The organism is Acinetobacter sp. ME22 (genome assembly GCF_022012315.1).
GTDB classification, from domain to species: Bacteria; Pseudomonadota; Gammaproteobacteria; order Pseudomonadales; family Moraxellaceae; genus Acinetobacter; species Acinetobacter brisouii_A.
In genome coordinates, this window is the sequence record NZ_JAKLTL010000001.1 from 176,206 (window position 1) to 200,389 (window position 24,184).

The window sequence follows — 24,184 nt, forward strand, 5'->3', positions numbered from 1 at the left end:
CTAAGGGGATTCAAAAAATGTCATTGCCTACAGAAAATGTGAACAATGTTATCCATAAGAAAGATATAGATCTGCACATCTACAATGCCATTCTTGATGCCATCCTAAACCGTCAATTAACGCCTGGCGCACGTTTAGTGGAAGCACCTTTATGCAAAGCATTTGGTGTGACCCGTGGTGTTATCCGACGAGTTTTTGTCAAACTCGCTCATGATAAAATCATTAAAATTGAGCCCAATCGTGGTGCAATTGTCGCAGAACATGATATTGAAGAAACCAAAGCGGTATTTGAAGCGCGCAGTATGCTGGAGCTTGGAACTGTAAAAAAACTGGCGAAAGAAGCAAAAACCCTCAATTTAAAAAATATCAGGGAACTTGTACGAAAAGAGGAAAATGCCTTATCCAATGGCAACTGGCAGGAGTGGGTAAAACTGTCAGGCGACTTCCACCTTGAGTTGAGTGAAATCAACAATAATCCACTGGTGACCAATTATCTTCAAACCTTGATCGCAAGAACGTCACTGTTGATTCGTATGTATGAAACCCCTACGCATAATTGTTGTTCGGTTGAAGAACATACTGCCATTCTCAATGCCATTGAAAATGGTGATGAACAGCTAGCGATTTCGCTTATGGAAAATCATTTAGAAGATTACGCCAGTGCATTTCTCAATAGACAGCCTGCATCGAATCATGCCAATTTATTTGAGATTTTTCAGAATAAAAAAATAACTGACTAAGGTTTATGATGAGCAAAGTTCGTACAGGAATAACCTAGAATTTTTAAAAATTGACTTGTGTCATTCATTATTCTCCGCTTCTATAAAGCCGAGCGTATATAATTAGATATAGTTTCTCATTTATTTAATTCTTATATGAAGAATGCTTTTTCTGACAATACGCAAATCAAAGTGGTTCCAAGTTTTGCTGAACTTGTAAATTCAGACTTTCATGGCATCATGAATGCCATGTGCTGGCATCGCAATTTGCTTGGTGATTTTAAAGAAATTGTAGATAAACTGGAATTAAAAGAGAATATTACAGAAGTTTCTATCGAAGATCTTTTAGCACTACAACTTTCAGAAAAAGGCAATCTGGCAAGGGAAATTATCTTAACAGATCTACAGCTGTTAACAGATTTTGGAGCCTCTCCTTCTCTAAATTTATTAAAAAATTACCAACGGGATGACGAGCTAGACTTCATTTCGACAGATGTTTATTCCTATCATGTTGATCGTTCTCCCATCGCAACAGATACGTTCTTATGTACTTATTACGGCGTTGCAAGTGATATTTTGCCTAATGATCAGGTTGAACAAAAAATTCTGATTCCAGAAATCAGAGAAAAACTTAAAGCATTACATGACGGCGCAGAAGCAGAATTTGAAAATTTCCTCGCAGAATATTTTTTTGATTTGCACTATCAGCCAAAACCCAATGCAAAACCTGTCAATTTAGGCTTAGGACATTTATGGCGCTTGGCAGTCGATCATCCAACGCAACAGGTTTTACCCTGTGTTCACAGAGCACCGCATGAAGAAGATCAATATCGTTTACTGTTGATTTGTTGAAATATTCCTCGAAAAATTTTGCGTCCATTGATCTTGCACATAAGATAAGGACATCTATCTTCAATTATTCGAGAACTTGTGCACTATTTTCACGGTCAACTGAACTATCCCATTTACGCCTATGCGCAATCGTATACAGATGGGCATATGGAAACGATGCATCAGCATGACCGTATTCAACTGTTGCATACCTTGTCAGGTGTTATTCATGTCGGTACTGAAGAAGGAATATGGGTCATTCCACCATCAAAAGGGATTTGGATTCCAGAAAATAAAAAGCATTCCATTCAAATCTTTGGCACAGTGGAAGCCCGAGGTGTTTTTGTTGAGCCCTTTGCTCGAGCCGATTTTAATACCGAGTGTAGCGTTGTTGCCATTCCAAAACTCTTATCTGAACTGATTAATCAGGCGATAGAAATTAAAGATGAAATATTGCCACATACCCGCAACGAACGGCTTTTAGAACTCATCCTCGATGAAATCCGCTTTTTGGAAGAGTTGCCATTTCAATTGCCTGAGGCACAATCGGCGGTGCTTAAAGACATTTGTAAAAATATTAAAAATAATCTAGGTACAGTGAATCATTTAGAAGATCTCGCTCAGCAATATCATGTCAGTGCCAAAACCATTTCCAGATTATTTAAAAAAGAGATGAATATGAATTTTGGCGTATGGTTGAAACAAGCCAAGTTGTTACAGGCTTTGACCGATTTGGAAATGAAAAAACCGATTTTAAACATTGCTTTAGATTTGGGCTATGAAAGCCCAAGTGCATTCTCCTATATGTTTAAACTAGAAATGGGTTTAACCCCGACAGCTTATTTAAAGAAAAAATTCAATTAAGTTGTCCGTTTTTCGATATAAGTTGTCTATTCTTCAAATGAAAGACAAAATCAGATTGAGCATGCTGTTTTTATTCCCCAGATAGAGATGACACAGCATGTTAAATTATCCTCAAAATAAATATCGTCCATTTGAGTTTTTGGATTTTCCTGAGCGAACTTGGCCCAGTCAGAAAATTACCCACGCCCCGATTTGGTGTTCCACAGACTTAAGAGATGGTAATCAGGCACTTGCTAACCCGATGGATCATGCCAGAAAGCTTAAATTTTTTGAGTTACTTGTCGAATGTGGTTTTAAAGAAATCGAAGTGGCTTTCCCTGCTGCATCAGATACAGATTTTAATTTCGTCCGTTATCTGATTGAACAAAACAAGATTCCAGCAGATGTCTGTATTCAAGTGATGACACAGGCAAGATCAGATTTGATTGAGCGTACATTTGAAGCCTTGCATGGTGCAAAACAAGCGATTGTTCATGTTTATAATGCAACGGCTGAAGTTTTTCGTCGCGTGGTGTTCCAAAAGTCCAAGCAGGAAGTCATTGATTTGGCGGTTGCATCAACCCAGCAGATTAAAGCGTTGTGTATGCAGCATCCAGAAACGAAATGGACTTATCAATATTCACCTGAAACGTTTTGTTTTACTGAAATTGAATTTGCATTGGAAATTTGTGAGGCAGTCGCAGCGGTCTGGCAGCCCAGTATCGACTGTCCCATGATCATTAATCTTCCGACCACAGTTGAAGTCAGCACACCGAATATCTTTGCCGATCAAATCGAATATTTCTGTCAGCATTTTTCTTACCGTGATCAGGTTTGTATCAGTATTCATCCGCATAATGACCGCGGTACGGGCGTTGCAACGGCTGAGCTTGCCTTGATGGCAGGCGCAGATCGGGTCGAAGGCTGTTTATTTGGCAATGGTGAAAGAACGGGTAATTTGGATTTGGTCAATATTGCCTTAAATATGTATACCCAAGGGGTTCATCCCAATTTGGATTTCTCAGATATCAAGGCGATTGCTGAAATTGTCAAAGAATGCAATGAATTACCGATTCATCCGCGACATCCTTATGTGGGTGAATTGGTGTTTACGGCTTTTTCGGGCAGCCATCAGGATGCGATTAAAAAAGGCTTTAAAGCGCGTGAAAGTCAAAGCCATGCTTACTGGGAAGTGCCCTATTTGCCGATTGATCCTGCCGATTTGGGATGTAACTATGAAGCAGTGATTCGGGTGAATAGTCAATCGGGCAAGAGCGGTGCAGCTTGGGTATTACAACAAAATCATGGCATTGATTTACCGAAAAACTTGCAAAAAGATTTTAGTCAAGTGGTGCAACATCAGTCAGATTCGAGCAAGCGCGAACTTTCTCATGCTGAAATCTGGCAGTTATTTTGTCAAAGCTATGGTGTTACCGAAAAAGATCGAAGATTTAAACTTTCCAATTACCAATCACATAAAAATCAGGAGGTATTTGAAGTCAAAATCTCATTGCAATCTCAAAATGAGGTGATGCATTTGACTGGACGTGGCAATGGTTTATTGTCCGCATCGGTACAAGCATTAAATAGCAACTGGCCTTATAAAATTTCGATTGCAGAATATTTTGAACATACCCTTGGAAAACAAAGCAGTAGCCGTTCGATTAGTTATATTTGCTGTGTCGATGATCAGGGAAATCATGATTGGGGTGTCGCGATTGATACCGATATTGCGACCGCTTCCATTCAAGCACTTATCAATGCTTTTGCAGGCGTGAATCAGCAAAATTTGTGTTTAACTGCCTAAAAATAGGTATCTAGGATCGTTGCAGGAATAGATCTTCTGCAACGGTTTTGAGCTTTTAATGACGTGCTTTATTGGCGAGGTATTCCCCAAGCCATTGGATAATCTGCACAATAATAATCAGGGTGATGACGGTTAAAGCCATCGCAAAATTATCAAAACGCTGATAACCATAATTGAGCGCCAAGTCACCAATCCCGCCACCACCGACAGCGCCTGCCATTGCCGTAGCACTGAGCAAACTAATCGTGGCTGTAGTGATACTTAAAATCAGGGAGCTTTTAGCTTCAGGCAAAATAAAATGCCAAATAATCTGCCATACGGTTGCCCCCATAGCATCGGCAGATTCCACAATACCGGGATTAACACTCAGGAGTGAGTTTTCGATCAATCGAGCCATATACGGCGCAATATAAATCACCAGAGGTACAATCGCAGCCGATGTTCCAATTGATGTCCCGACAATCAAACGGGTCAATGGAATAATCGCGACCAGTAAAATAATGAACGGCAAGGAACGAATAGTATTAATGATCGGGCTTAAAATTCGATAGACCCATTTGTTTTCAACAATTCCATCGGGGCGTGTCAAAATCAGGACAATCGCCAAGACCAGTGCCAACAATGTGCCTAAAATCAGAGAAATACCAATCATGGTAAACGTCTGAATCATGGCATCGATAAACTGGTCGAGCGTTAAATCTGTATTAAACCATTGATTCATTATAATTCTCCATTGACACGGACATGTCTGGATTTGAGAAATTGCACAGCATTATGGATTTGCTGATCATCACCAATCAGTTGTACAAACATGCTGCCCACCACATGCCCCTGTATTTCCACCATGTTGGCAAATAACACATTGCTCACCACGATCTGATGGGTTGCCAACTCATGCAGCACAGGCTGTTTGGCGGCATGGTCTAAAAACTCCAGTCGGTAAATATGCTGATCCGATTCCAAATGTTGCAGCACATTTTCAGGAATTTGCTCATTGAGTACGGTATTGACAAATTTTTGAGTCACGCTGTGTTGTGGATTAGAGAAAATATTCAATACCGAATCCAGTTCAATGACCTGTCCATTAGCCATAACGGCGACCCGATCACAAATATGCTGAATCACATCCATTTCATGGGTGACCAGTAAGATGGTAATTTTCTGTTCACGGTTAATCTTTTTCAGCAATGCCAAAATTGACAGTGTAGTTTGCGGATCCAGTGCTGAGGTTGCTTCATCACACAGTAAAATCTTCGGATTATTGATTAATGCTCTTGCAATACTCACCCGCTGTTTTTGCCCACCCGATAACTGACGCGGATAACTGGATTTTTTTTCCTTCAGATCAACATAATCCAAAATGGCATCGACCCGTTGTTCGATTTCCTCAGTTTTCACTCCTGACAAGATCAAAGGCAAAGCCACGTTTTGCGCCACAGTTTTTGATTCGAGCAAGTTAAAATGCTGAAAAATCATGCCAATATTCTTTTTATGTGCAATACGTTGTTTGGCATTTAAACGGGCAATATCAACACCATTGACGAGAACCTGCCCTGAACTTGGTTGTTCAAGTCGGTTAATCAGACGAATCAGGGAGCTTTTACCCGCACCGCTATAGCCAATAAAGCCAAAGATTTCCCCTTGCTCGATGCTGAGATTCACCTCTTTCAAGGCATGTACGCTTTGACCATTGCGGTGAAATACTTTGGTAATCTGTCGTAATTCAATCATGCGTCAATCTCATCTCGCTGTACTGCCCGTGTGGCATAAGGTTTAGCCACTTGCCATTCATTACCCTCAAGTTCATATTCGGTGCTGTGTTTGACCTGCTGTAAATGCTCATCAAACTGATCTTGATAGAGTTTTCGGGCAATCGCCTGTGCCAAAACCTCTGCGCCATGATGTGTTCCACCAATCATGCCCACCAAAGGTCCATGACTTAAACCTGCGCTAAAGTTAAAGGCATAAAGTCGTGATAAACCTGCCAACTGACCTGCCTGCTTCTCCTGAAACTCAAACGCTGCCCCCAAATATGGCTGCCGAGCCAGTTCAGAATTTTGTTCATGTTCAGGTGGATGGTAAACATCTTGCCACTGTTTAAAATACGGCTGTAATTTGGCTGTCCATGCATGTTTTTGCCAATCCAAACAAAAACCTGTGGCTAAAATCAGATAATCCAGTACAAAGCATTCTTGTTTGGTATAGACATATAATTTTTGGTCAATCAGTTCGACCTTTTGCACGGCGCTATTCAAATTAAAATAAGCATTGTCATGACGTGACACCCGTAAGGTACTGCCATGTGGCGCAGGCGTGCGCTGTTGCTGTACATAAAAATGAAAATGCCATTTTTGCGCATCTGTCCAGTCAGAATAAGACTGCAAATAACCCGCATTTGAGGCAACCTTGCCACGATTGACCCGAGGAAAGTCCTGACAGCGACATAGCAATTCTACAGACCTTGCTCCATGTTCCAGTGCGGTGGCTGCGCTGTCCATTGCGCCTGCGCTATAACCGACAACACCAACATCTAAATCCTGAAAACGCGCATAGTCTGTCCCCGCATAAGAATGCTCCCAGTAAGCACTTGGAATATCTCGGATAAACTCAGGAATATTCGGCACACTAAACGCTTCCATACCCGTTGCCAGTACCGTATGTGCTGCAAAATAACTGACCTGACCTTGTGCTGTGGAAAAAGTCAGTGTTGCGCCATGATCCTGAAGCTCAAGATCAACCAGTTCATGCTGATAGCGAATATCAGGCGCAGTTACTTGCTTAAACCATTGCAAATATTCATGCCACTGGATACGTGGGATTTTATCGAGTTGTTGCCATGCCTCTAAACCAAACTGTGCTTTAAACCATGCCTGAAAACTCAAAGACGGTGAAATCAGTGCAGGGCCAATGGCATTTTTAGGTGAACGTAAAGTCTGCATGAGTGCGGGGCTCAGCCAAGGACCTTCATTGCCCTGATCTGCTTTTTCAAACAAAGTACAGGCAACACCTTGCGCTCGCAGCGCCAATGCCAAAGCCAGTGCTGACATGCCCGCCCCAATAATCGCCACATTGAGGCGATACTGTTCAGGGCGATGTGGATCAATTACCCAGTCTTTGACTCCGATATTCAGATACTCAAAATCGGCTTGGATCTGCTGCTCAAGTGCAGCCAAACCATTCAGTGAAGATGTCATGTTGCTGCTCCTAAGCCACTACAGTTTCAGGGAGATGAAATGGCTCACCCAAAGACAGCATTAAACGGTTTGCCCATGCAAAAAATGCGGTTGCCTGAATAAAATCCAGTAATTCCTGATCAGAAAACCCGAATTGACGTAAACCCTGTACATGTGAAGCATTTAACTGAATCGGTGTAGTTGCCAGTGCCGCATTAAATTCAATAATTTGCTGTAATTTTTCAGAATAAGTGCTATTTGCTAAAACTTGTCCTGCAGGTGTATCCAGCAAGCGCTGTACATCGTCAGCGTGTGCTTTGGCATAAATACTGGCTTTACGGGCATGTACCGAAGCACAATAAATACAACCATTGACCTTACTAGAAATAACCGCAGAAAATTCACGCAGCCATTTTTCCAGACCACCCTGACTATAGAAAATGTCACGATCAATCACAGTACGTTTTTCTAAAATATCGAGCTGATGACTCAACAATAAAAAGTAAGCTGAACCTTTTTGCAATAAGCCATAACGATCCAAAACAGCCTGCTCAGCCACAGACAACTGATCTAAATCTCTAGGTCGTAACCATGCTTCCCAACCCAAGACCTCTTGGGTAAAGTCTGTCACACCTGTTTGCCCTGTCGATGTGGTTGAGTGATGATTCCAGTCATGCGCACGTATCGCAGTAAGATCTGAAGGCGGCTCACTTGAGGTATGATGATCAAGCAAAATGCTTAAACCCTGAATCAGACGGACTTGAAAGGCGACAAAACTACTGAGCTGTGCCAGCAATACAATATCTGCAACTGCCCAACCTGCTTGTTGTAAATCCTGTAATTGTTGGCGCTGAGTATGCTGCGGCTCAAGTGTCAAGGTATCGACATAGTCCAGAAGCACATGCCACCACGGCGCAGTTTCAGGCAGATCTGCAAACTCGGATTGCGCCGTATAGTGTGCAGCCAATCCAACGTTTCCAGATGCGTTGGCAATTCGTGCAGCCAGAAAATATTTTAAGGCTGGGCTCAGTAGCGTTGAAGGGGCTTGAAAAATGTCATGAAAAGCCGCTTGACTAAATTCGGCACTTTTTGCACGTAAACCACGAATATTCTCAAGGAAAATTAAATCATTAGGATGTTTGACCAAAAACTGGTGAATAAAATCAGATGAATTGCTCATTTTCTAAAATCTCCAAATTATGGCTATTGAAAAGCAGAAAAAAATATAAGAAAAATAATTTAAAGATATAAACAAAGCTGTTTTGATGATTAGGACTAAAAAATAAGCATTAGCTGTTTTTGTGCTAAATATATTGATTTTTATTAATTTTAATTATTTTGAATATTTCTAGAATGATCACAAATTTCTTCGGATGATGTGTTTATGTCTTTGTCTAAAAAAATATTCTGCTGTGCAATTGCCAGTGCAGCGATTTTATCGGGGTGCAGTCAATCTTCAGGCAAAACTGCGACTGACAACAAAAAGACCATTACGATTGCGTTTGGTTTAGGCAACTATATCGATCAAGTACGTGGCGGTATTGTGCCAATTTTGGAAAAGCAAGGTTATACGGTCAACTTAAAACAGTTCTCACAAAACCGTCAGATTAACCCTGCATTTCAGGAAGGTTCTATTGACGCTTCGGTCAACCAAAGCCGCGCCTATATGGAAGCGTTTAACAAGAAAAATAATACTGACCTGATTGCATTGACTGACTCACCCAGTGCACCACAAAGTTTACGCTCACTCAAGCATAAGTCTTTAAACGAAGTACATGATGGCACTATCGTCATCATTCCAAATGACCCTGTCAATGCTGAACGTGCTGCACAAATCTTGCAACAACTTGGCTGGATCAAGATCAAAGCCAATACCAGCCCGCTCAGCTTCGGTATTAATGACATTTCCCCAGCCAAATATAAAATTGATGTCCGTGAAGCCGACTCAGGGCAAAGCTTGCGTTTATTGCAAGATGCTGATTTTGCTGTGGTGAATGGGAACTATGTAGCTGATGCAGGACAAAAAATCTCAGATGGCTTGGTGGTTGAGAAAACCCCATTGCAACACCGTGTTGTGGTCGCAATTAGTGGAAAAGACCAAAATAGCCAATGGGCAAAAGACCTCAAAGCAGCGTTTGAGTCCAAACAATATGCCCAGTATGTGAAAAGCCAAACCAAATATAGTGGCTTTATTTTCCCTGCATCATGGGATAAATATAAATAATTCTCCCCAAATACTAACAATAAAAAAAGAGCCGCGATTTGGCTCTTTTTTATACTCGACTTCAATCTTAGTTCAGACTTGAAATCGGTTGGTCTACATCGACTTTTGTTCCACCAAAATGTTTTTGAATATATTGTGCGACAAAGGGCTGATGATAAAGCTTGCCGAGTTTTGCCAAGTTGGCATCATTGGCGCGAGCTTTATTCACCACCAAGATATTAATATTTTGCGTGGTACGCTCTCCCACATTTTCCCGTGCCAAAGACTGTTGCAACACATTTAAACCACTGTCTAAGGCATCAGTATTGCCAATTGCCACCAAATCGACATCGGGCAAGACCCGTGGTCCAGAAGGCCCTTTGATTAATTCGATTTTCAGTTTTTTCGGATTGGCTGTAATGTCTTTCAGATTGCCACGAATCGCGTTGAAGTGACTATCAAGCTGAATCAGCTTGGCTTGTTCCAGTAAGCGTAAAGCTCGTGCGGTATTGGCTGCATCATTGGGAATCGCAACTTTTGCGGCATGGGGTAAATCGTTCAGAGTTTTGTATTTACTCGAATACAATCCCATTGGTTCAAGGTAAGTCGTAGAGATCGCCACCAGTTGCTCACCATGAATCTGATTAAAGGCTTTGAAATATCCCCATGACTGAAAGGCATTGACATCGGCATCCTGATCAATCACGGCGCGGTTGAGTGCCACGCCATCATTAATCTCTTTGACCTCAATATCAAGCCCCGCCTGTTTGGCTTCATCCGACTGGGCAATATATTTCCAGATCTGGGCATCTGCACCGACAGAAGCGACCACCACATGGGCATTTTCCAGCGATTTTTTGCTCTCGACATTCGAACATGCAACAACGCCTGCACCCAAGACTAAACTGGAAATAATGGCGAAAATGGTTTTTTTATGCGTCATATTGACCACCTACAACCCGATGCGGATTACTGATAATTTCTTGATATTGTGCTGGATAAAACTTGGCAGTCACTGACAGGTGTGAACGTAAACGGCTTTTGATACTGTTTTGCCCAATACTTTTTAATAATGGATTGAGAGGATCACTGACTGATCCTGTGGCTAGACGTTGCAATTCCGCTGGCAATTGCAAGACAGGTAAATCGCCTGCAAAGACATTTGGAGAAATAAAATAGGCAATTGAATAGCGATCTTGCTGCGTTGGTGACACCACCCGATGCGTATTGGCAACCAAATACCCGTTAGTCGCCAACTCTAAGGTTTCACCAATATTAATCACAAAAGCATCTTCGACATACGGCACATCAATCCATTTGCCATCACGCTGTACCTGTAAGCCACCGACTTGATCTTGCAGCAATAAAGTCAAAATATTGGTGTCTTTGTGTGCACCCACGCCTTGCTGTAGCTGATGTTGCAGCTCGGTTTTGGGATAATGAATCAGCTTGAGTAATTCATTGGGTGTACCTGTAACAAAAGCATCCAAAGCATTTTCTGGGACTTTGAGCGCAAGCATAAAGGCATGTAACAAATCTGTGGCGATACGGCGCAGATCTCGCAACCAAGCTGTAGTAACTTGCTGAAATTCATCCCAATCCGTTGGCCACTGGTTTGGTCCTTGCAGTCGATGCCATAACGGTGTTGCTGCATCAAAAGGCAAGGCAGGCAATTCAGGGCCAATATCAATTTGTTCACGGGCATCGGGAATATTACGGGTATTTTCTGCATAGAGTTGGGTATAGCCCCGAAAATGTGGTGAATTGTCCATCGACAGCCGTTGTTTTTCGGTCTGATCAAGCGCAAAAAATGCTTGGCTAATGCTTTCAATTTCCTCAATTCGAGCATGACTCAGCCCATGCCCTGTTAGATAAAAAAAGCCAATATCACGGGCTAAAACTTGCAATTCTTGTAAAAACTGTGGACGCGTTTCAGGATCATAAAAACGCGTCAAATCCAAAATCGGTAAATCGCTGTGGGTTGCTGTCGCTTGGGATACAAATACGCTCATAATTCATCAATGTTGTGTTATTTTCAAACTCAGACTAATCATTTTTCGCTGTGCTTAAAAATAATAAAAACTTGATTACTTATTCTTTTTTATTGAAATCAAGGGGTTTCATCTTGACGTAAAAAGCGTAAACCCACTCCAGGTTCTGTCATAATATAGCGCGGATGAATCGCATCATCTTGCAGTTTGGCACGCAGTTTTGCCACCAAAATCCGCAAGTAATGGGTATCTTGCTGATGTGAAGGTCCCCACAACACTTCAAGCAAATGTGGTTGGGTGATCAGTTGCCCACAATGTTGCACCAATAAACTCAGCAGTTGATATTCCTTACGACTGAGCGCCAACGGCTGTTGCTGTAAAAACACCTGATGCTGTGCAAAATCAATTTTCAGTTGCCCATCATCATAAACAGCCATTTCAGGTGTGACTGTACGAATGGTACTGCGTAACATGACGCGTATCCGTGCCATCAGCTCCTGTACGCTAAATGGCTTGGTGACATAGTCATTGGCGCCCATATCCAGCAGTTTGACTTTTTCCTGTTCCGAATTACGCACCGAAAGTACAATGACGGGCACTTGCGACCATTCACGCAGTTGCTGTAACAATTCTGCACCGTCTAAATCAGGCAGCCCCAAATCCAAAATCACCAGATCTGCCCCTTGCAATACCAGAGTTTCCAAGCCTTGCTGCGCAGTTTCCGCCAACAAAGTCTTATAGCCTTGGGCACGTAGGGCAATCTCTAAAAATTTGCGAATCTGTGGTTCATCGTCAATCATCAGAATTTGGGGTGCAGAAGAAGTCATAACGTGCCTATTTAAGCGGCTGGAGCAATCAGTAAGCTCATGATAATACATGTCCCTTGCTGATGATGCCCAGCCGTTGCCCAAATTTGTCCCATATGAGCGCCAATAATCGCTTTGACAATGCTTAAGCCCAACCCTGTTCCCTGTTGACCACGATCACCGCGCTGCATGGTATAGAACATATCAAAGATACGCTCACGCTCCGCTTCGGGAATCCCTTGCCCCCGATCATAGATGGCAATCTGAATCTGTTGATTTGGCAGGCATTGCACTTTCAATTCGACCGCCTGATCTTCGGGGGAGAATTTGGCGGCATTTTCCAGTACATTAAAAATCGCCTGTTCAATTAAAGCGGCATGTACCCATAAACTGGGAGCGGGTTCAGGCAAATCGATCTCAATACGCACTTGAGGCAAATAGCGCTTTAAACGGCGTACTGCCGAACCAACCAGTTCATCGACCCCAATCCAGTCACGCTTTAGGGTTAAACCGTCATGCCCCAAACGGGTCATATCCAGCAAGTTCTGAATATAGCGGTCTAGGCGCTCACCTTCGACCCGAATTGCGCTCAGCAAGTCTGCCTGATCTTGCGGATTCATGGCATGTCGATAGTGTGTCAGCGTATCGGCAGCGCCAATCATCGCCGCCAGTGGTGAGCGTAAATCATGCGACACGGACGACAACAGTGCAGAACGTAATTTTTCAGTTTCAGCATTAATTTTTGCCGCTTCTAATTCCTGACTAAGCAAAGTTCGGGAAATGGCTTGGGCAATATGCTCCACCATCGCTTCACTTAAACGCTTTTGCTGCTCAGCTAATGTATGCTGTTCAGCCGAAAACTGTAAACCCACCACCCCCACACACTGTTTGGATGCCAAACACGGTAAAAACCACCACACACTTTGACTCAAGGTTTGGGTAAAACGTCCTGATGGCTGCTGATTTTTCAGTGTCCATTCGGCTGAAATCTGTTCCTTTTCACTCAAAGTCTGCCCGATGTTTGATTGTTGCGGTACATGCAACCAAACTTGCGCTGATAAATGCTGGGTTAAACACGCATCAGCAATCTCAAGAACCTGTTGTAAATGGACGGCACGTGACAGCTTTTCCGTTAAATCACGCAAAATTGACTGATCACGGTTGGCAGCGGTCAAGGCATTGACCTGTTCACGTAGCCGCGATGCCAGACGACTGGCAATCAATGCCGCTGCCAAAAACGCCACGATGGTCATCACTCCCGTATATGCAGCAATTTGAAAGGTAAATTTGGGTGGAATAAACAAAAAATCATAGGCAAGAAACAGCAAAATTGCCGCAATCACGGCGACTGTCATACGGGTTTTTGAGGCAATAAAGACCACAGCAGTGATAAAAATCACCGAGATTTCCCGAATGGCTAAGAACTGCTCGCCCAGACTGGCAAAGACAATACTGAATGCAGTGACCAGTAGCAGCAACCCTGTTTCTTGCAAGCTCAGCATCACACTTGATAAATGTCGCACAGGCAACGGAATAGGCTTTACTGCAACAGTGACCAGACTCACTTCAAAACGCGGTTGCAGTTTCAGTAATTCAGACAAAGTATTCTGTTGCCAATAACGGCGTAAACCTGTCTTGGCAGGCTGTGCCATGATCAGGGTTGAAATCCCATGTTGCATTGCATAGTCATAGACCAGTTGGACATGTTGCTGACCATAAAGCACCTCTGTCATTGCACCGAGCTGCCGCGCAAGTTGAAAACTGTTTTGGGTCAGCGCCGTTGCCTGATGTGAAAATGCCACCACTGTCCATATTGCAACACGGCTCTCAGCAATACGACAGGCTGCACGTAGCAAAGCTTCGGCATCACTGTGTTGATCCAGTAACACCAACATATGCTGATGCAGTGGAATCGGCGCTTTGCCTTGTAACACAAAGCTTTCACGCACATTGTGATCGACATGACTGGCAACAGTCTGAATCGCCAGTTCACGTAAAGCAGAAAGATTCGCCGTCTTAAAAAAGCCATTCAGCGCTTGCTGAGCCTGCTCGGGGACATAAACTTTGCCCTGATTTAGACGTTCCAGTAATTCATTGACAGGCAAGTCAATCAGGCGAATATCACGAATTCGTTCAAACACCCGATCAGGCACGGTTTCTTGTACTCGAATCCCCGTAATTTGGTACACCACATCATTCAGGCTTTCCAAATGCTGAATATTCATGGTGGTAAAGACATCAATCCCTGCATCCAACAGTTCATTGATATCCTGCCAACGCTTTTGATGTCGGCTACCCGAAATATTCTGATGTGCAAACTCATCGACCAGTACCACCGCAGGTTTACGTGCCAAAACTGCATCCAAGTCCATGTCTTGCAGTTGGCGCCGCTGATCACCCAAACAAATTCGCGGTAAAACCGTTAAACCCGCCAATAATTGCTCGGTATCGTGGCGGGCGTGGGTTTCGACATAACCAACCACCACATCAACACCTTGCCGATGCAGTTCATGCGCCCGTACCAACATGGCATAGGTTTTCCCCACGCCAGGGGCTGCCCCGAGAAAGATCGTCAGACGTCCTGCCTGATAACGCTGGGCATGTTGTAGTATAACATTGGCTTTTTCGGTTTGCTGTGGGGTCATGCTTATGGGTGTCCAGCGTTGAGTTGATCCAAGGCGAGATTGAGTTGTAAAACATTGACATGCGCTTGTCCCAACACTTGCCATGTTTTGTGCTGTACATGTTGCTGAATCAGGTGAATCACCGTGGACTCAGGCAATGAACGTACCTGAGCAATCCGTTTTGCCTGAATCAATGCACCTGCGACACTAATATCGGGATCAATCCCACTGCCTGAACTGGTCAGTAAATCCGCAGGAATGGCAGAAATCGCGACCTGTTCACGTTTGGCAATCAACTGTTGGCGCTGTTGAATCTGCTGCTGCAATTCAGGATTAGTTTCGGCTAAGTTACTGCCCGACATTTTGACAGGGTCATTATTCACAGCAGATGGTCGTCCAATAAAATACTTGTCCTGCACTACAGGCTGTGCCACCAGTAGCGAACCCACCACTTGCCCATTTTTGTATAGCAAACTGCCATTAGCTTGCTCTGGAAAAAGCCACTGTGCCAATGCAGTTGCCACGCCACTGTACAGTAATCCACACAACAAAAAACCAATCAGGCTCAAGCCCAAGCTAGCACGCAGCATCGCCCAGATTGAAACCTCAGAATAGTCTACGGTTTGAGTTGACATTTTGGCACTCCTTAAACAAAGCATGGGCTGACCAGAAGGTCAATCGCTTTAATCGCAAGAAACGGTAAAATCACGCCGCCCACGCCATAAATCAGCATATTACGGCGTAACAATTCGGTGGATGTTGCAGGTTGAAATTTCACGCCCCGCAGCGCAATCGGAATCAGTAGCGGAATGACCACAGCATTAAAAATCAGAGCGGATACAATCGCACTTTCAGGGCTCGCAAGATGCATGACATTCAGCATCTGCATCTGTGGAATCGCAGCAACAAATAAAGCAGGCAAAATCGCAAAGTATTTTGAAATGTCATTCGCCAGTGAAAAGGTGGTGAGCGCCCCTCGGGTAATCAATTGCTGTTTACCAATTTCAACCACAGCAAGTAGCTTGGTCGGATCGGAGTCCAAATCTACCATGTTGCCTGCTTCTTTGGCAGCTTGCGTACCTGAGTTCATGGCAAGCCCGATATCTGCCTGTGCCAGTGCGGGTGCATCATTGGTGCCATCACCAACCATAGCCACCAAATGCCCTTTGGCTTGCTCATGACGAATACACGCCAGTTTGTCTTCAGGTTTCGCTTCTGCGATATAATCATCAACACCTGCCTCAGCGGCAATTGCTGCCGCCGTCAGCGGGTTATCGCCCGTGACCATCACAGTTTTAATGCCCATTTCCCGAAGCTGGGCAAATTTTTCATGAATGCCTGATTTAATCACATCGGAGAGAGCAATCACCCCAAAAATATCTTGCTGGCTTGCCACCACCAGTGGTGTTGCCCCTTGTTTGGCAATCTGCTCAACACGGGCTTTCAGCTCTATCTGTTCGGCAGGATAGCGACCACTAAATTGTAAAATTGCATCCATTGCCCCTTTACGCAGTTGTTGACCTGTAGCCAAGTTCACTCCCGACATGCGAGTTGATGCATTGAAAGCAATAAACTCAGCCTGTTCGGGTTCAGTGAGGGTTACGCCTTGCTGTTTGGCAAGTGCCACAATCGATTTGCCTTCAGGAGTCGGGTCTGCCAATGATGTCAAAAGTGCAGCCTGACGTAATTCTGGTGCTGTGATACCTGTTAATGGATAAAACTCGGTTGCCTGACGGTCACCATAGGTAATCGTGCCTGTTTTATCGAGCAATAGCACATCGACATCGCCTGCCACTTCAACCGCTTTCCCCGATTTGGCAATCACATTGGCTTTTAAGGCGCGGTTCATCCCTGCGATACCAATTGCAGGCAACAAACCACCAATCGTGGTTGGAATCAAACACACCAAGAGCGCAATCAATACTACTGGGCTAATTGATATCTTTAAGAAATGTCCAATCAGCGGCAAACTCACCACCACTGCCACAAAGGTGATGGTCATTACCCCCAATAAAATCCCCAAGGCAATCTCATTCGGCGTTTTTTGGCGATTTGAGCCTTCAACCAGTGCAATCATACGATCTAAAAAACTATTGCCTGCCTCAGCCGTGACGCGCACCACAATCTGATCGGTCAGCACTTTTGTACCTGCAATCACACCTGAGTGGTCTGTACCTGCTTCACGCAATACAGGTGCAGATTCGCCTGTGACCGCAGCTTCATTGATAGTAGCAAAACCTTGAATAATCTCACCATCGGCAGCAATCAGCTCACCCGCACCAATCTCAATCAAATCATTGGGCTGTAACTGCGTGGCAGGCACAAATTCACCCGCAGGCAAACGCCGTGCTGTTAAATTTTCGCGGGCTTGACGCAGTGCCAACGCCTGACCTCGTCCTTTGGCTTCAGCAATCGCTTCGGCATAATTGGCAAATAAAACCGTCAGTAACAGGATCAGGGAGACTGAACCGCCAAATGCCCAACTGCTTTGCCCCAACACCGTACACAACAAAGTGATCCATGTGCCTAGCCATACCATCGCGATGACAGGATTACGTAAGGCATGCTGTGGCAGCAGTTTGATACAGGCGTATTTACAGGCTTCTGCTTGAAATAAACTCGAATTTTTCATGATTTCAGTCCTTAACCGTGCAATAACACGAACTGGTCAGCAATAGGTCCAAGTACCAGCACAGGCATAAATTGTAAGAGGGTCAACATCAGTACAATCGCAATCAGTGTCAGTGCAAACGTTGGGGTTTCTATCTGCAAACTGCCACGAGATTCTGGGGTTTTACGTTTGCTTGCCAAACGTGCTGCAATCCAAAGCGGAATGATTAACGTCGGAAAACGTCCAAGCAACAGCGCCAGACTACACGACAGATTCCACCACGGCGTGTTATCGCCTACACCTTCAAAACCTGAGCCGTTATTGGCAAATGCCGAAACATATTCATAAAACACCTGAGAAATGCCATGAAATGCAGGATTACTATTCGCCGTCAGGCTGGGGAAAAAGAGAGCTATCGAGGTCAATGCCAAAATTACGATCGGTTGCAGCAAAATCACCACAGCCAGTAGTTTGATTTCTTCTGCCTCAATTTTCCGTCCAAAGATTTCAGGGGTACGCCCTGTCATTAACCCCGCAATAAACACCGCTAAAAACAGATAGATGAAAAACTGTTGTACGCCACAACCAATTCCCCCCCAAATCGCATTAATCAGCATATTGACCAAGGTCACCAAACCTGTGAGGGGTGTTGCGGAGTCATGCATCATATTGACTGAGCCGTTATTGACTTGGGTGGTCAACGCTGCCCACAGTGCCGAGGACATTTCCCCAAAACGGACTTCTTTACCTTCCATAATCGCAGGATGCAAAGCCGCGTGTGACCAAGCTTCCGACCAAAGTGCAGCGATGCTAGACAGCAATGACATCAGTAGCATTGATGCAAAGACCAATCCCGCAAATTTACGGCGTCGACTCAAGATGCCGAGCATAAAGATCACAGCAACAGGAATCAGTAAAATCGCAAACATTTCCATAAAGTTGGACAATGCTGTCGGGTTTTCCAAAGGTGTGGCACTGTTTGGTGAATACCATCCTCCTCCATTACTGCCAAGTTGTTTAATCGCCACCAGTGGTGCAACAGGGCCTAGAGGAATGTATTGCGTGGTTGCAGCGTGCTGATCTAACACTGTGACCTGTGCGCCTGCATTGAAAGTTGCAGGTACACCCTGACTGTTGAGCAGTAGCGACCACAACAAGCACAGTGGTAGTAAAAACCGCACTGTAGGGCGAATGAGATCTGCCCAATAATTGCCAACCCGTCGTTGTTGAAACTGTGAAGTTTCGTTTGGATGATTGGTGGGAATAAATAATGCCCGAATGGTCGCCACCAAAATGGCGAGTCCCATCATGGGGCTAATCACTTGTAAACCAACAATCACCATCATTTGGGATAAATACGATAACTGGGTCTGACCTGCATAATGCTGCTGATCGGTATTGGTTAAAAATGAGATCACGGTATGCAGCGCCAAATCCCATGACATATTGGGGATATGGTCAGGGTTCAGCGGCAACCATGCCTGAGTCATTAAAATGCCCCAAGCGAGAAGCGCCATCACCCCACAACTTGTCAGAAAGCAGCCGATATAGCTTTTCACCGTCATGCTGTTTTGCGGATGGGTTGCCAAAAGTGCATACAGTGGTTTTTCAAGCCATGTAAAACAGCCATCTATGCGCATGGGTTGATTTTGCATGATGGCAGCCAGATAACGCCCAAGTGGATAGGCGGCTAACATCACCAAACAGAGTAATAAGATTAATTCGAGCATGCGTGTTCTCCTTGAAGAAAAACACTCGCACAACTCACAATGTATTGTGGTGACATGAAAATTTCATCCTGAATCTAAAAATCAGTCGCTTCAGTATGAAAAATCTGCCCGTAAATTCTCTATGCACGCCCATCAGCAACGGCGTAAAATTTGCGTAAAATTTTGATGATTTGTAGATTTAACCGCGGAATAAAAAACCGCATCACGTCATGCCAACGTGATGCGGTGCTTGAATTAAGAAGCGTCTTTAAAAGACTGCATATCAATCACGAAGCGGTATTTGACATCGCTTTTTAACATACGCTCAAAGGCATCGTTAATACTGTGCATTTCGATCATTTCCACATCAGCAGTAATGTTATGTTCACCACAGAAATTCAACAGCTCTTGGGTTTCCTGAATCCCGCCAATGACCGAACCTGCAACCGAACGACGACCCATAATCATTGGAACCGTATGTGGCTGGATTTCACCCAAATAACCCACCAATACCAACGTACCGTTCAACGCCAAAGTTGGTACATACGGATTGAGATCATGCTCATACGGCACAGTATCAATAATTAGGTCAAACTGATTGGCAGCCGCTTGCATTTGTGCGGCATCGGTCGAGAGCACCACATGATCTGCACCTAATTGTTTCGCATCCTGTTCTTTACTGGCTGAGCGGGTAAATAGTGTGACTTCTGCACCGAGTGCATGCGCCAGTTTAATCGCCATGTGCCCCAAGCCACCTAAACCAACCACAGCTACTTTCGTACCCTGACCCACGTTCCAGTGACGCAGTGGTGACCATGTGGTAATTCCTGCACACAGCAACGGTGCAACCGCTTTGGTATCTAAGTTTTCAGGCACTTTCAGTACAAAATCTTCCGAACAGATAATGGTCTGTGAATAGCCACCATAAGTTGGGCGATGGTCATGCAAGTCTTCACCTGCATAGGTTTGCACATGCCCATTTTCACAGTACTGTTCTAAACCTTTGTCACAGGCTGAGCAGTGGCGGCAAGAATCGACCAGACAGCCAATTCCGACCAAATCACCGACTTTGAATTTGTGGGCTTTTGTACCTGTTGCAGTGACACGTCCAACAATCTCATGTCCAGGAACAATCGGATAACGGCTAAAACCCCAGTCATTACGCGCCTGATGTAAATCGGAGTGACAAACACCGCAATACTCGATTTCAATCGTGACATCATCTTCACGCGGATCACGGCGTTCAAAAGTAAACGGAGCTAGCGAACTTGTTGCCGATTGGGCTGCATAACCCAAGACTTTAATACTCATATTATTCTCCAGACACTAAATATTGTTCATCTGCCACGTGTTCTAACCACGTCACGACCTGACCTTGTTGGGCTTCCTGCAAGGCAATATGGGTCATAAATTGCTGTTCCGATGCGCCGTGCCAGTGTTTTTCATTGGGTGCAATCACCACAATATCGCCAGACTGAATCATCTGACGGGGTTCACCCCATTTCTGCACATAGCCCATACCTGCGGTGACCAGTAAAATCTGACCCAGTGGATGGGTATGCCACGCCGTGCGGGCTTGGGGCTGAAAGGTCACCCGCCCACCACTGACATAAGCAGGTTCTTGCTGTGCAAACAGGCTATCAATATGGACTGTGCCACTGAACCAGTCTGATGAACCTTGCTGAGACTGATGCTGGGCATTTTTAAGCACTTGCATGAACTTCACCTCTTTATTGAAAGCGGTCTGTCATCAGAACCGTAAAACCAGTATAGAAATTTTGGGCTAAAACGGTTGTTCCATTCCTCTTGCAGATTTGCCTAATTCTCCAAAAAAATATTGCAGACTCTAGGTTTCTTGCCCAATTACGACTATGTTGGGCAGAGTTACAGCAGTAAAAAGGTCGGGCAATGTCAAATTTGGAAATGGGGCTTAATGAAATTTTAGGACGTAGCATCGCCCAGTGGACGCAAGGTCAGCACCATGTGCAAACACCCATTGCTGGCTTGAATTTAAGCCGTTGGGAACATCTGACTGAACCAACCAGTTATGTCATGGATGCCAGTCTGTGCCTGATTGCTCAAGGGCAAAAACAGGTCATGCTCGGTCAGGAAATCTATACCTACGATGCCAGTCATTTTCTGTTTACCGCGGTGGATTTTCCCGTAATTGCACAAATTACTGAAGCCTCGCCAGAACGTCCCTATCTCAGTGTGTTACTCAAACTCGATCCGCATTTACTGGCGCAAATCATGCTTGAAGCGCAGATTCCTTTTAAACCTGCACATAAAGACCGTAAAGGCGTTGCGGTTGGAAAACTCACACCCGAGATGATCAGTGCCTTTATTCGCCTAATGAATTTACTCAATACACCACAAGATATTGCTGTACTCGCACCCTTAATTATTAAGGAAATTTTTTATCGCCTGCTAATCAGCCCGCAAGGTGAACGACTCAAGCAGATTGTTACGATGGGCACAACGGGGCATCGGATTATTCGCGCCATCGACTGGATTAAGCACAATTTCACCGAGTCTTTAAGCATTGAAGAACTGGCCAAAAGTATGGGAATGAGCGTATCGAGCTTTCATCAGCATTTTCGGGACATTACCAACATGAGCCCGCTTCAGTACCAAAAGAGTATGCGTTTAACTGAAGCGCGCCGTTTGTTACTGACCGAAAGTCGAGATATTTCGTCTGCCAGTTTACAGGTCGGCTATGAAAGTCTGTCGCAATTTTCCAGAGAATATAAACGCTTTTTTGGCATGCCACCTTCAGAAGATCAAAAAAACCAATCATCATGACCTTGGCTTGTCATACAGCGCATCACAATAGCATTTAGACTGCCCATTTTTTCTTAAACCCACATACCTTAAAATGTTTGTATCAAAATATGAGGTATGATTTGATTACTCAAGTCGGTATGCCGACTTGCTTCTTCATTTTCATTTCCTTTACTGGTTGATACATGACATTAGGAGCCTAGCCCAGTATGAGTTTAAAAGATCGCTTGGTTTGGTTCTTACTGCTGTATTGCTTTGATTATTTTAAAATTTGGACATTACAAGTACGAAATTTGACTCATGCAGAAATGACTTTAGCGAAAGCAGTTTTTGCCGATTTAATTGATTATACGCAAGTTAAAATTTTGAGTGCGCCATTTTTACCTTGGCAACCAATTGGCATGTTTATGGCACCCAACGGTACTATTTTTGTCAATCCTGAAAATTATTCACTCGATTATGGTAAAGAGTCCTTGATTTATCAGTCAGTTTTTATTCATGAAATGACTCATATTTTACAATATCAGCAAGGTTTATCAGTCTTATGGCGAGGTGGATTACTACAAACGGCCTATTATCTCACAGCAAAATACTACAACCCTTACCGTTATACACTACAAAAAGGCAAAGCATTTGCAGCGTATAACATTGAGCAGCAAGGAGATATTGCTCGTGATATTTTTCTAGGCAAGATTCCAAATATTTTATTGCAGGATCATCATTGATAAGAAAAATTAATTTATTATTCACTAATATCTTGATCTCCATAATTGATAGTATTCTTGGATTTTTTTATCAAAAAATTCATCTTCTTCAAGATCATAATGGAAACTGATATTGGATATATCAACATTACCTTCTTCAAGGAAAGATAGTAAATACCCTTTAAAATCAATTATTTTAGATGGAAACTCGTGTTCTCCATCCCAGAGAATCTTTGTCATAATACTATTATTTAAGTTGTTATTTGAATTTTTATCTTATATAAAATGGTTTATTTTTTAAACGAAAAATTAGATGAACGGTAGAATATACTGATCGCTCAGATATTTTTGAAGCTCACAATACGGTGAGCTTCTTTGTAATTGAGTTAAACAATTTCAAGTTGTCGCCCATCTTGAGTGACTTTAATTTTAATATTCTTATACTTACGTTTGTTTGGGTTCATTGCAGATCCAACCACTTCTTGCATGAACTGACGTTCATTCATTAACTCAGCATAAACCTTATATCCAATTAAAATTTTTTCAGGTTTTTTATTCTTTACTGTAAATTCTTCAATTAATTTATCTAAGTTTTGAATGTCTGATTTATTATCCATGAGGGGTCACTCTAAAAAATGATGGCTATTATGGACAGCAGATTATGAAAGAAAGATGAAAGTTAAGCTTATTCCCCAATATTTATAAGGATTAGCATAGATTTTATTCATTGAAAGCACACGCTCTCCCTCTTTTTTCATCATTGTAAAAATGCTAGCCTTAAAGCATGTGTACTTCACTCAAATCCTCTGGTCAAAATAACTAGAAATTCTGATGAATAAGACACTTAGACTTCACAAAGAGTAAAATCTAACAAAAGTATCCAGTGTCTACGGACAACTCAGGAGTAATTAAAATGGCTTACCAACATATTTTAGTACCAGTTGATGGTTCAGAAACTTCACTTGTCGCAGTCAAACAAGCCGCTGAAATTGCAAAAGCATTTAACAGTAAAGTCACTGCTGTATGTGTACTGGCAATTGACCCATTTGTTGCAGTAGAGTTTGTGAACACAGATCAATTTATTAATGATTATGTGGTTAAAGCAAAAGAAGAAATTCAAGGTATTCTTGAACAAGCAAAAGCTTTATTTACCCAAGAAGGCGTGAATGCTGAAACTCAAATTCTTGAAGGTCAGACCGTCCATAAAGTTATTGTCGAAGCGACTGCTGAGTTAGCGGCTGATCTGATTGTGATTGGCTCGCATGGTCGTAAAGGCATTAAAAAATTACTCTTGGGCAGTGTCACTCAAGCAATTTTGGAAGAAGGTACTGTTCCTGTATTGGTCGTACATCAGTAATTCACTCATAAAAAAAGACCTGTTA

General features: G+C 43.4%; 22 protein-coding genes. 8 read left to right on the forward strand and 14 right to left on the reverse strand.

Annotated features, from left to right (window positions below):
- Positions 1-17: 17 nt before the first annotated feature.
- The 4 genes from LVY74_RS00910 (at position 18) to leuA (ending at position 4,200) form a co-directional block, all read left to right on the forward strand.
- Entirely contained in the window at positions 18-740 is a 723-nt protein-coding gene (locus tag LVY74_RS00910) for a GntR family transcriptional regulator (RefSeq protein ID WP_237813423.1), read from the forward strand.
- Positions 741-875: 135 nt separating this feature from the next.
- Entirely contained in the window at positions 876-1,571 is a 696-nt protein-coding gene (locus LVY74_RS00915) for a DUF1826 domain-containing protein (protein ID WP_237813424.1), read from the forward strand.
- A 78-nt stretch (positions 1,572-1,649) separates the two neighbouring features.
- Entirely contained in the window at positions 1,650-2,414 is a 765-nt protein-coding gene (locus LVY74_RS00920; RefSeq protein ID WP_237813425.1) for an AraC family transcriptional regulator, read from the forward strand.
- A gap of 97 nt (positions 2,415-2,511) precedes the next feature.
- Positions 2,512-4,200: a 2-isopropylmalate synthase gene (leuA, locus tag LVY74_RS00925; protein WP_237813426.1), complete on the forward strand. Its 1,689-nt coding sequence runs from the start codon at positions 2,512-2,514 to the stop codon at positions 4,198-4,200.
- 55 nt (positions 4,201-4,255) lie between these two features.
- On the opposite strand, the gene LVY74_RS00930 is transcribed toward leuA, so the two are convergent.
- From LVY74_RS00930 to LVY74_RS00945, 4 genes are read right to left on the reverse strand one after another with little or no spacing between them, the layout of a single operon-like run.
- Complete coding sequence (locus LVY74_RS00930; protein ID WP_237813427.1) at positions 4,256-4,921, reverse strand: methionine ABC transporter permease; 666 nt, start codon at positions 4,919-4,921, stop codon at positions 4,256-4,258.
- Positions 4,921-5,931 (reverse strand): methionine ABC transporter ATP-binding protein, encoded by a 1,011-nt coding sequence (locus tag LVY74_RS00935; protein ID WP_237813428.1) that lies wholly within the window; start codon positions 5,929-5,931, stop codon positions 4,921-4,923. Before LVY74_RS00935 ends, LVY74_RS00930 begins: the two co-directional genes overlap by 1 nt.
- Complete coding sequence (locus LVY74_RS00940) at positions 5,928-7,394, reverse strand: FAD/NAD(P)-binding protein (RefSeq protein ID WP_237813429.1); 1,467 nt, start codon at positions 7,392-7,394, stop codon at positions 5,928-5,930. Before LVY74_RS00940 ends, LVY74_RS00935 begins: the two co-directional genes overlap by 4 nt.
- A gap of 10 nt (positions 7,395-7,404) precedes the next feature.
- Entirely contained in the window at positions 7,405-8,553 is a 1,149-nt protein-coding gene (locus LVY74_RS00945; RefSeq protein WP_237813430.1) for a peroxidase-related enzyme, read from the reverse strand.
- 204 nt (positions 8,554-8,757) lie between these two features.
- Here LVY74_RS00945 and LVY74_RS00950 point away from each other — a divergent pair, with 204 nt between their 5' ends.
- Positions 8,758-9,597: a MetQ/NlpA family ABC transporter substrate-binding protein gene (locus LVY74_RS00950; protein ID WP_237813431.1), complete on the forward strand. Its 840-nt coding sequence runs from the start codon at positions 8,758-8,760 to the stop codon at positions 9,595-9,597.
- Between the two features lie 67 nt (positions 9,598-9,664).
- On the opposite strand, the gene LVY74_RS00955 is transcribed toward LVY74_RS00950, so the two are convergent.
- The 9 genes from LVY74_RS00955 to LVY74_RS00995 all read right to left on the reverse strand — a co-directional run bounded on the left by LVY74_RS00955 (position 9,665) and on the right by LVY74_RS00995 (position 21,034).
- Positions 9,665-10,519, reverse strand: a complete 855-nt coding sequence (locus tag LVY74_RS00955) for a MetQ/NlpA family ABC transporter substrate-binding protein (protein WP_237813432.1) — start codon at positions 10,517-10,519, stop codon at positions 9,665-9,667.
- Complete coding sequence (locus tag LVY74_RS00960; protein WP_237813433.1) at positions 10,509-11,588, reverse strand: isopenicillin N synthase family dioxygenase; 1,080 nt, start codon at positions 11,586-11,588, stop codon at positions 10,509-10,511. The genes LVY74_RS00955 and LVY74_RS00960 overlap by 11 nt, the downstream gene beginning before the upstream one ends.
- A gap of 98 nt (positions 11,589-11,686) precedes the next feature.
- Entirely contained in the window at positions 11,687-12,394 is a 708-nt protein-coding gene (locus LVY74_RS00965) for a response regulator (protein WP_237813434.1), read from the reverse strand.
- A gap of 11 nt (positions 12,395-12,405) precedes the next feature.
- Entirely contained in the window at positions 12,406-15,018 is a 2,613-nt protein-coding gene (locus LVY74_RS00970; protein WP_237813435.1) for a sensor histidine kinase, read from the reverse strand.
- 2 nt (positions 15,019-15,020) lie between these two features.
- Complete coding sequence (kdpC, locus tag LVY74_RS00975; RefSeq protein ID WP_237813436.1) at positions 15,021-15,632, reverse strand: potassium-transporting ATPase subunit KdpC; 612 nt, start codon at positions 15,630-15,632, stop codon at positions 15,021-15,023.
- An 11-nt stretch (positions 15,633-15,643) separates the two neighbouring features.
- A complete protein-coding gene (gene kdpB, locus LVY74_RS00980) occupies positions 15,644-17,629 on the reverse strand; it encodes a potassium-transporting ATPase subunit KdpB (RefSeq protein ID WP_237813437.1) in 1,986 nt (661 codons plus the stop codon).
- Positions 17,630-17,640: 11 nt separating this feature from the next.
- Positions 17,641-19,338: a potassium-transporting ATPase subunit KdpA gene (gene kdpA / locus LVY74_RS00985; protein WP_237813438.1), complete on the reverse strand. Its 1,698-nt coding sequence runs from the start codon at positions 19,336-19,338 to the stop codon at positions 17,641-17,643.
- Between the two features lie 234 nt (positions 19,339-19,572).
- A complete protein-coding gene (locus tag LVY74_RS00990) occupies positions 19,573-20,628 on the reverse strand; it encodes an NAD(P)-dependent alcohol dehydrogenase (RefSeq protein WP_237813439.1) in 1,056 nt (351 codons plus the stop codon).
- Between the two features lies 1 nt (position 20,629).
- The gene (locus LVY74_RS00995) at positions 20,630-21,034 is read right to left on the reverse strand and encodes a (R)-mandelonitrile lyase (RefSeq protein ID WP_237813440.1); all 405 of its coding nucleotides are present in this window, start codon (positions 21,032-21,034) and stop codon (positions 20,630-20,632) included.
- Between the two features lie 191 nt (positions 21,035-21,225).
- On the opposite strand from LVY74_RS00995, the gene LVY74_RS01000 reads away from it, so the two are divergent.
- Both LVY74_RS01000 and LVY74_RS01005 read left to right on the forward strand, forming a co-directional pair.
- On the forward strand, positions 21,226-22,119 hold the full coding sequence (locus LVY74_RS01000; RefSeq protein WP_237813441.1) for an AraC family transcriptional regulator: 894 nt from the start codon (positions 21,226-21,228) through the stop codon (positions 22,117-22,119).
- A 188-nt stretch (positions 22,120-22,307) separates the two neighbouring features.
- Positions 22,308-22,823: a hypothetical protein gene (locus LVY74_RS01005; RefSeq protein ID WP_237813442.1), complete on the forward strand. Its 516-nt coding sequence runs from the start codon at positions 22,308-22,310 to the stop codon at positions 22,821-22,823.
- 365 nt (positions 22,824-23,188) lie between these two features.
- Here LVY74_RS01005 and LVY74_RS01010 read toward each other — a convergent pair whose 3' ends face one another.
- Positions 23,189-23,419, reverse strand: a complete 231-nt coding sequence (locus LVY74_RS01010) for a hypothetical protein (protein ID WP_237813443.1) — start codon at positions 23,417-23,419, stop codon at positions 23,189-23,191.
- A gap of 296 nt (positions 23,420-23,715) precedes the next feature.
- Here LVY74_RS01010 and LVY74_RS01015 point away from each other — a divergent pair, with 296 nt between their 5' ends.
- A complete protein-coding gene (locus tag LVY74_RS01015) occupies positions 23,716-24,159 on the forward strand; it encodes a universal stress protein (RefSeq protein WP_237813444.1) in 444 nt (147 codons plus the stop codon).
- Positions 24,160-24,184: the final 25 nt, after the last annotated feature.

Bases quoted from the DNA above. Each gene is read 5' to 3' on its own strand.
- LVY74_RS00910 (WP_237813423.1), top strand. From the start codon at position 18: ATGTCATTGCCTACAGAAAATGTGAACAATGTTATCCATAAGAAAGAT.
- LVY74_RS00915 (WP_237813424.1), top strand. From the start codon at position 876: ATGAAGAATGCTTTTTCTGACAATACGCAAATCAAAGTGGTTCCAAGT.
- leuA (WP_237813426.1), top strand. From the start codon at position 2,512: ATGTTAAATTATCCTCAAAATAAATATCGTCCATTTGAGTTTTTGGAT.
- LVY74_RS00930 (WP_237813427.1), bottom strand. From the start codon at position 4,921: ATGAATCAATGGTTTAATACAGATTTAACGCTCGACCAGTTTATCGAT.
- LVY74_RS00935 (WP_237813428.1), bottom strand. From the start codon at position 5,931: ATGATTGAATTACGACAGATTACCAAAGTATTTCACCGCAATGGTCAA.
- LVY74_RS00940 (WP_237813429.1), bottom strand. From the start codon at position 7,394: ATGACATCTTCACTGAATGGTTTGGCTGCACTTGAGCAGCAGATCCAA.
- LVY74_RS00945 (WP_237813430.1), bottom strand. From the start codon at position 8,553: ATGAGCAATTCATCTGATTTTATTCACCAGTTTTTGGTCAAACATCCT.
- LVY74_RS00950 (WP_237813431.1), top strand. From the start codon at position 8,758: ATGTCTTTGTCTAAAAAAATATTCTGCTGTGCAATTGCCAGTGCAGCG.
- LVY74_RS00955 (WP_237813432.1), bottom strand. From the start codon at position 10,519: ATGACGCATAAAAAAACCATTTTCGCCATTATTTCCAGTTTAGTCTTG.
- LVY74_RS00960 (WP_237813433.1), bottom strand. From the start codon at position 11,588: ATGAGCGTATTTGTATCCCAAGCGACAGCAACCCACAGCGATTTACCG.
- LVY74_RS00965 (WP_237813434.1), bottom strand. From the start codon at position 12,394: ATGACTTCTTCTGCACCCCAAATTCTGATGATTGACGATGAACCACAG.
- LVY74_RS00970 (WP_237813435.1), bottom strand. From the start codon at position 15,018: ATGACCCCACAGCAAACCGAAAAAGCCAATGTTATACTACAACATGCC.
- kdpC (WP_237813436.1), bottom strand. From the start codon at position 15,632: ATGTCAACTCAAACCGTAGACTATTCTGAGGTTTCAATCTGGGCGATG.
- kdpB (WP_237813437.1), bottom strand. From the start codon at position 17,629: ATGAAAAATTCGAGTTTATTTCAAGCAGAAGCCTGTAAATACGCCTGT.
- kdpA (WP_237813438.1), bottom strand. From the start codon at position 19,338: ATGCTCGAATTAATCTTATTACTCTGTTTGGTGATGTTAGCCGCCTAT.
- LVY74_RS00990 (WP_237813439.1), bottom strand. From the start codon at position 20,628: ATGAGTATTAAAGTCTTGGGTTATGCAGCCCAATCGGCAACAAGTTCG.
- LVY74_RS00995 (WP_237813440.1), bottom strand. From the start codon at position 21,034: ATGCAAGTGCTTAAAAATGCCCAGCATCAGTCTCAGCAAGGTTCATCA.
- LVY74_RS01000 (WP_237813441.1), top strand. From the start codon at position 21,226: ATGTCAAATTTGGAAATGGGGCTTAATGAAATTTTAGGACGTAGCATC.
- LVY74_RS01005 (WP_237813442.1), top strand. From the start codon at position 22,308: ATGAGTTTAAAAGATCGCTTGGTTTGGTTCTTACTGCTGTATTGCTTT.
- LVY74_RS01010 (WP_237813443.1), bottom strand. From the start codon at position 23,419: ATGGATAATAAATCAGACATTCAAAACTTAGATAAATTAATTGAAGAA.
- LVY74_RS01015 (WP_237813444.1), top strand. From the start codon at position 23,716: ATGGCTTACCAACATATTTTAGTACCAGTTGATGGTTCAGAAACTTCA.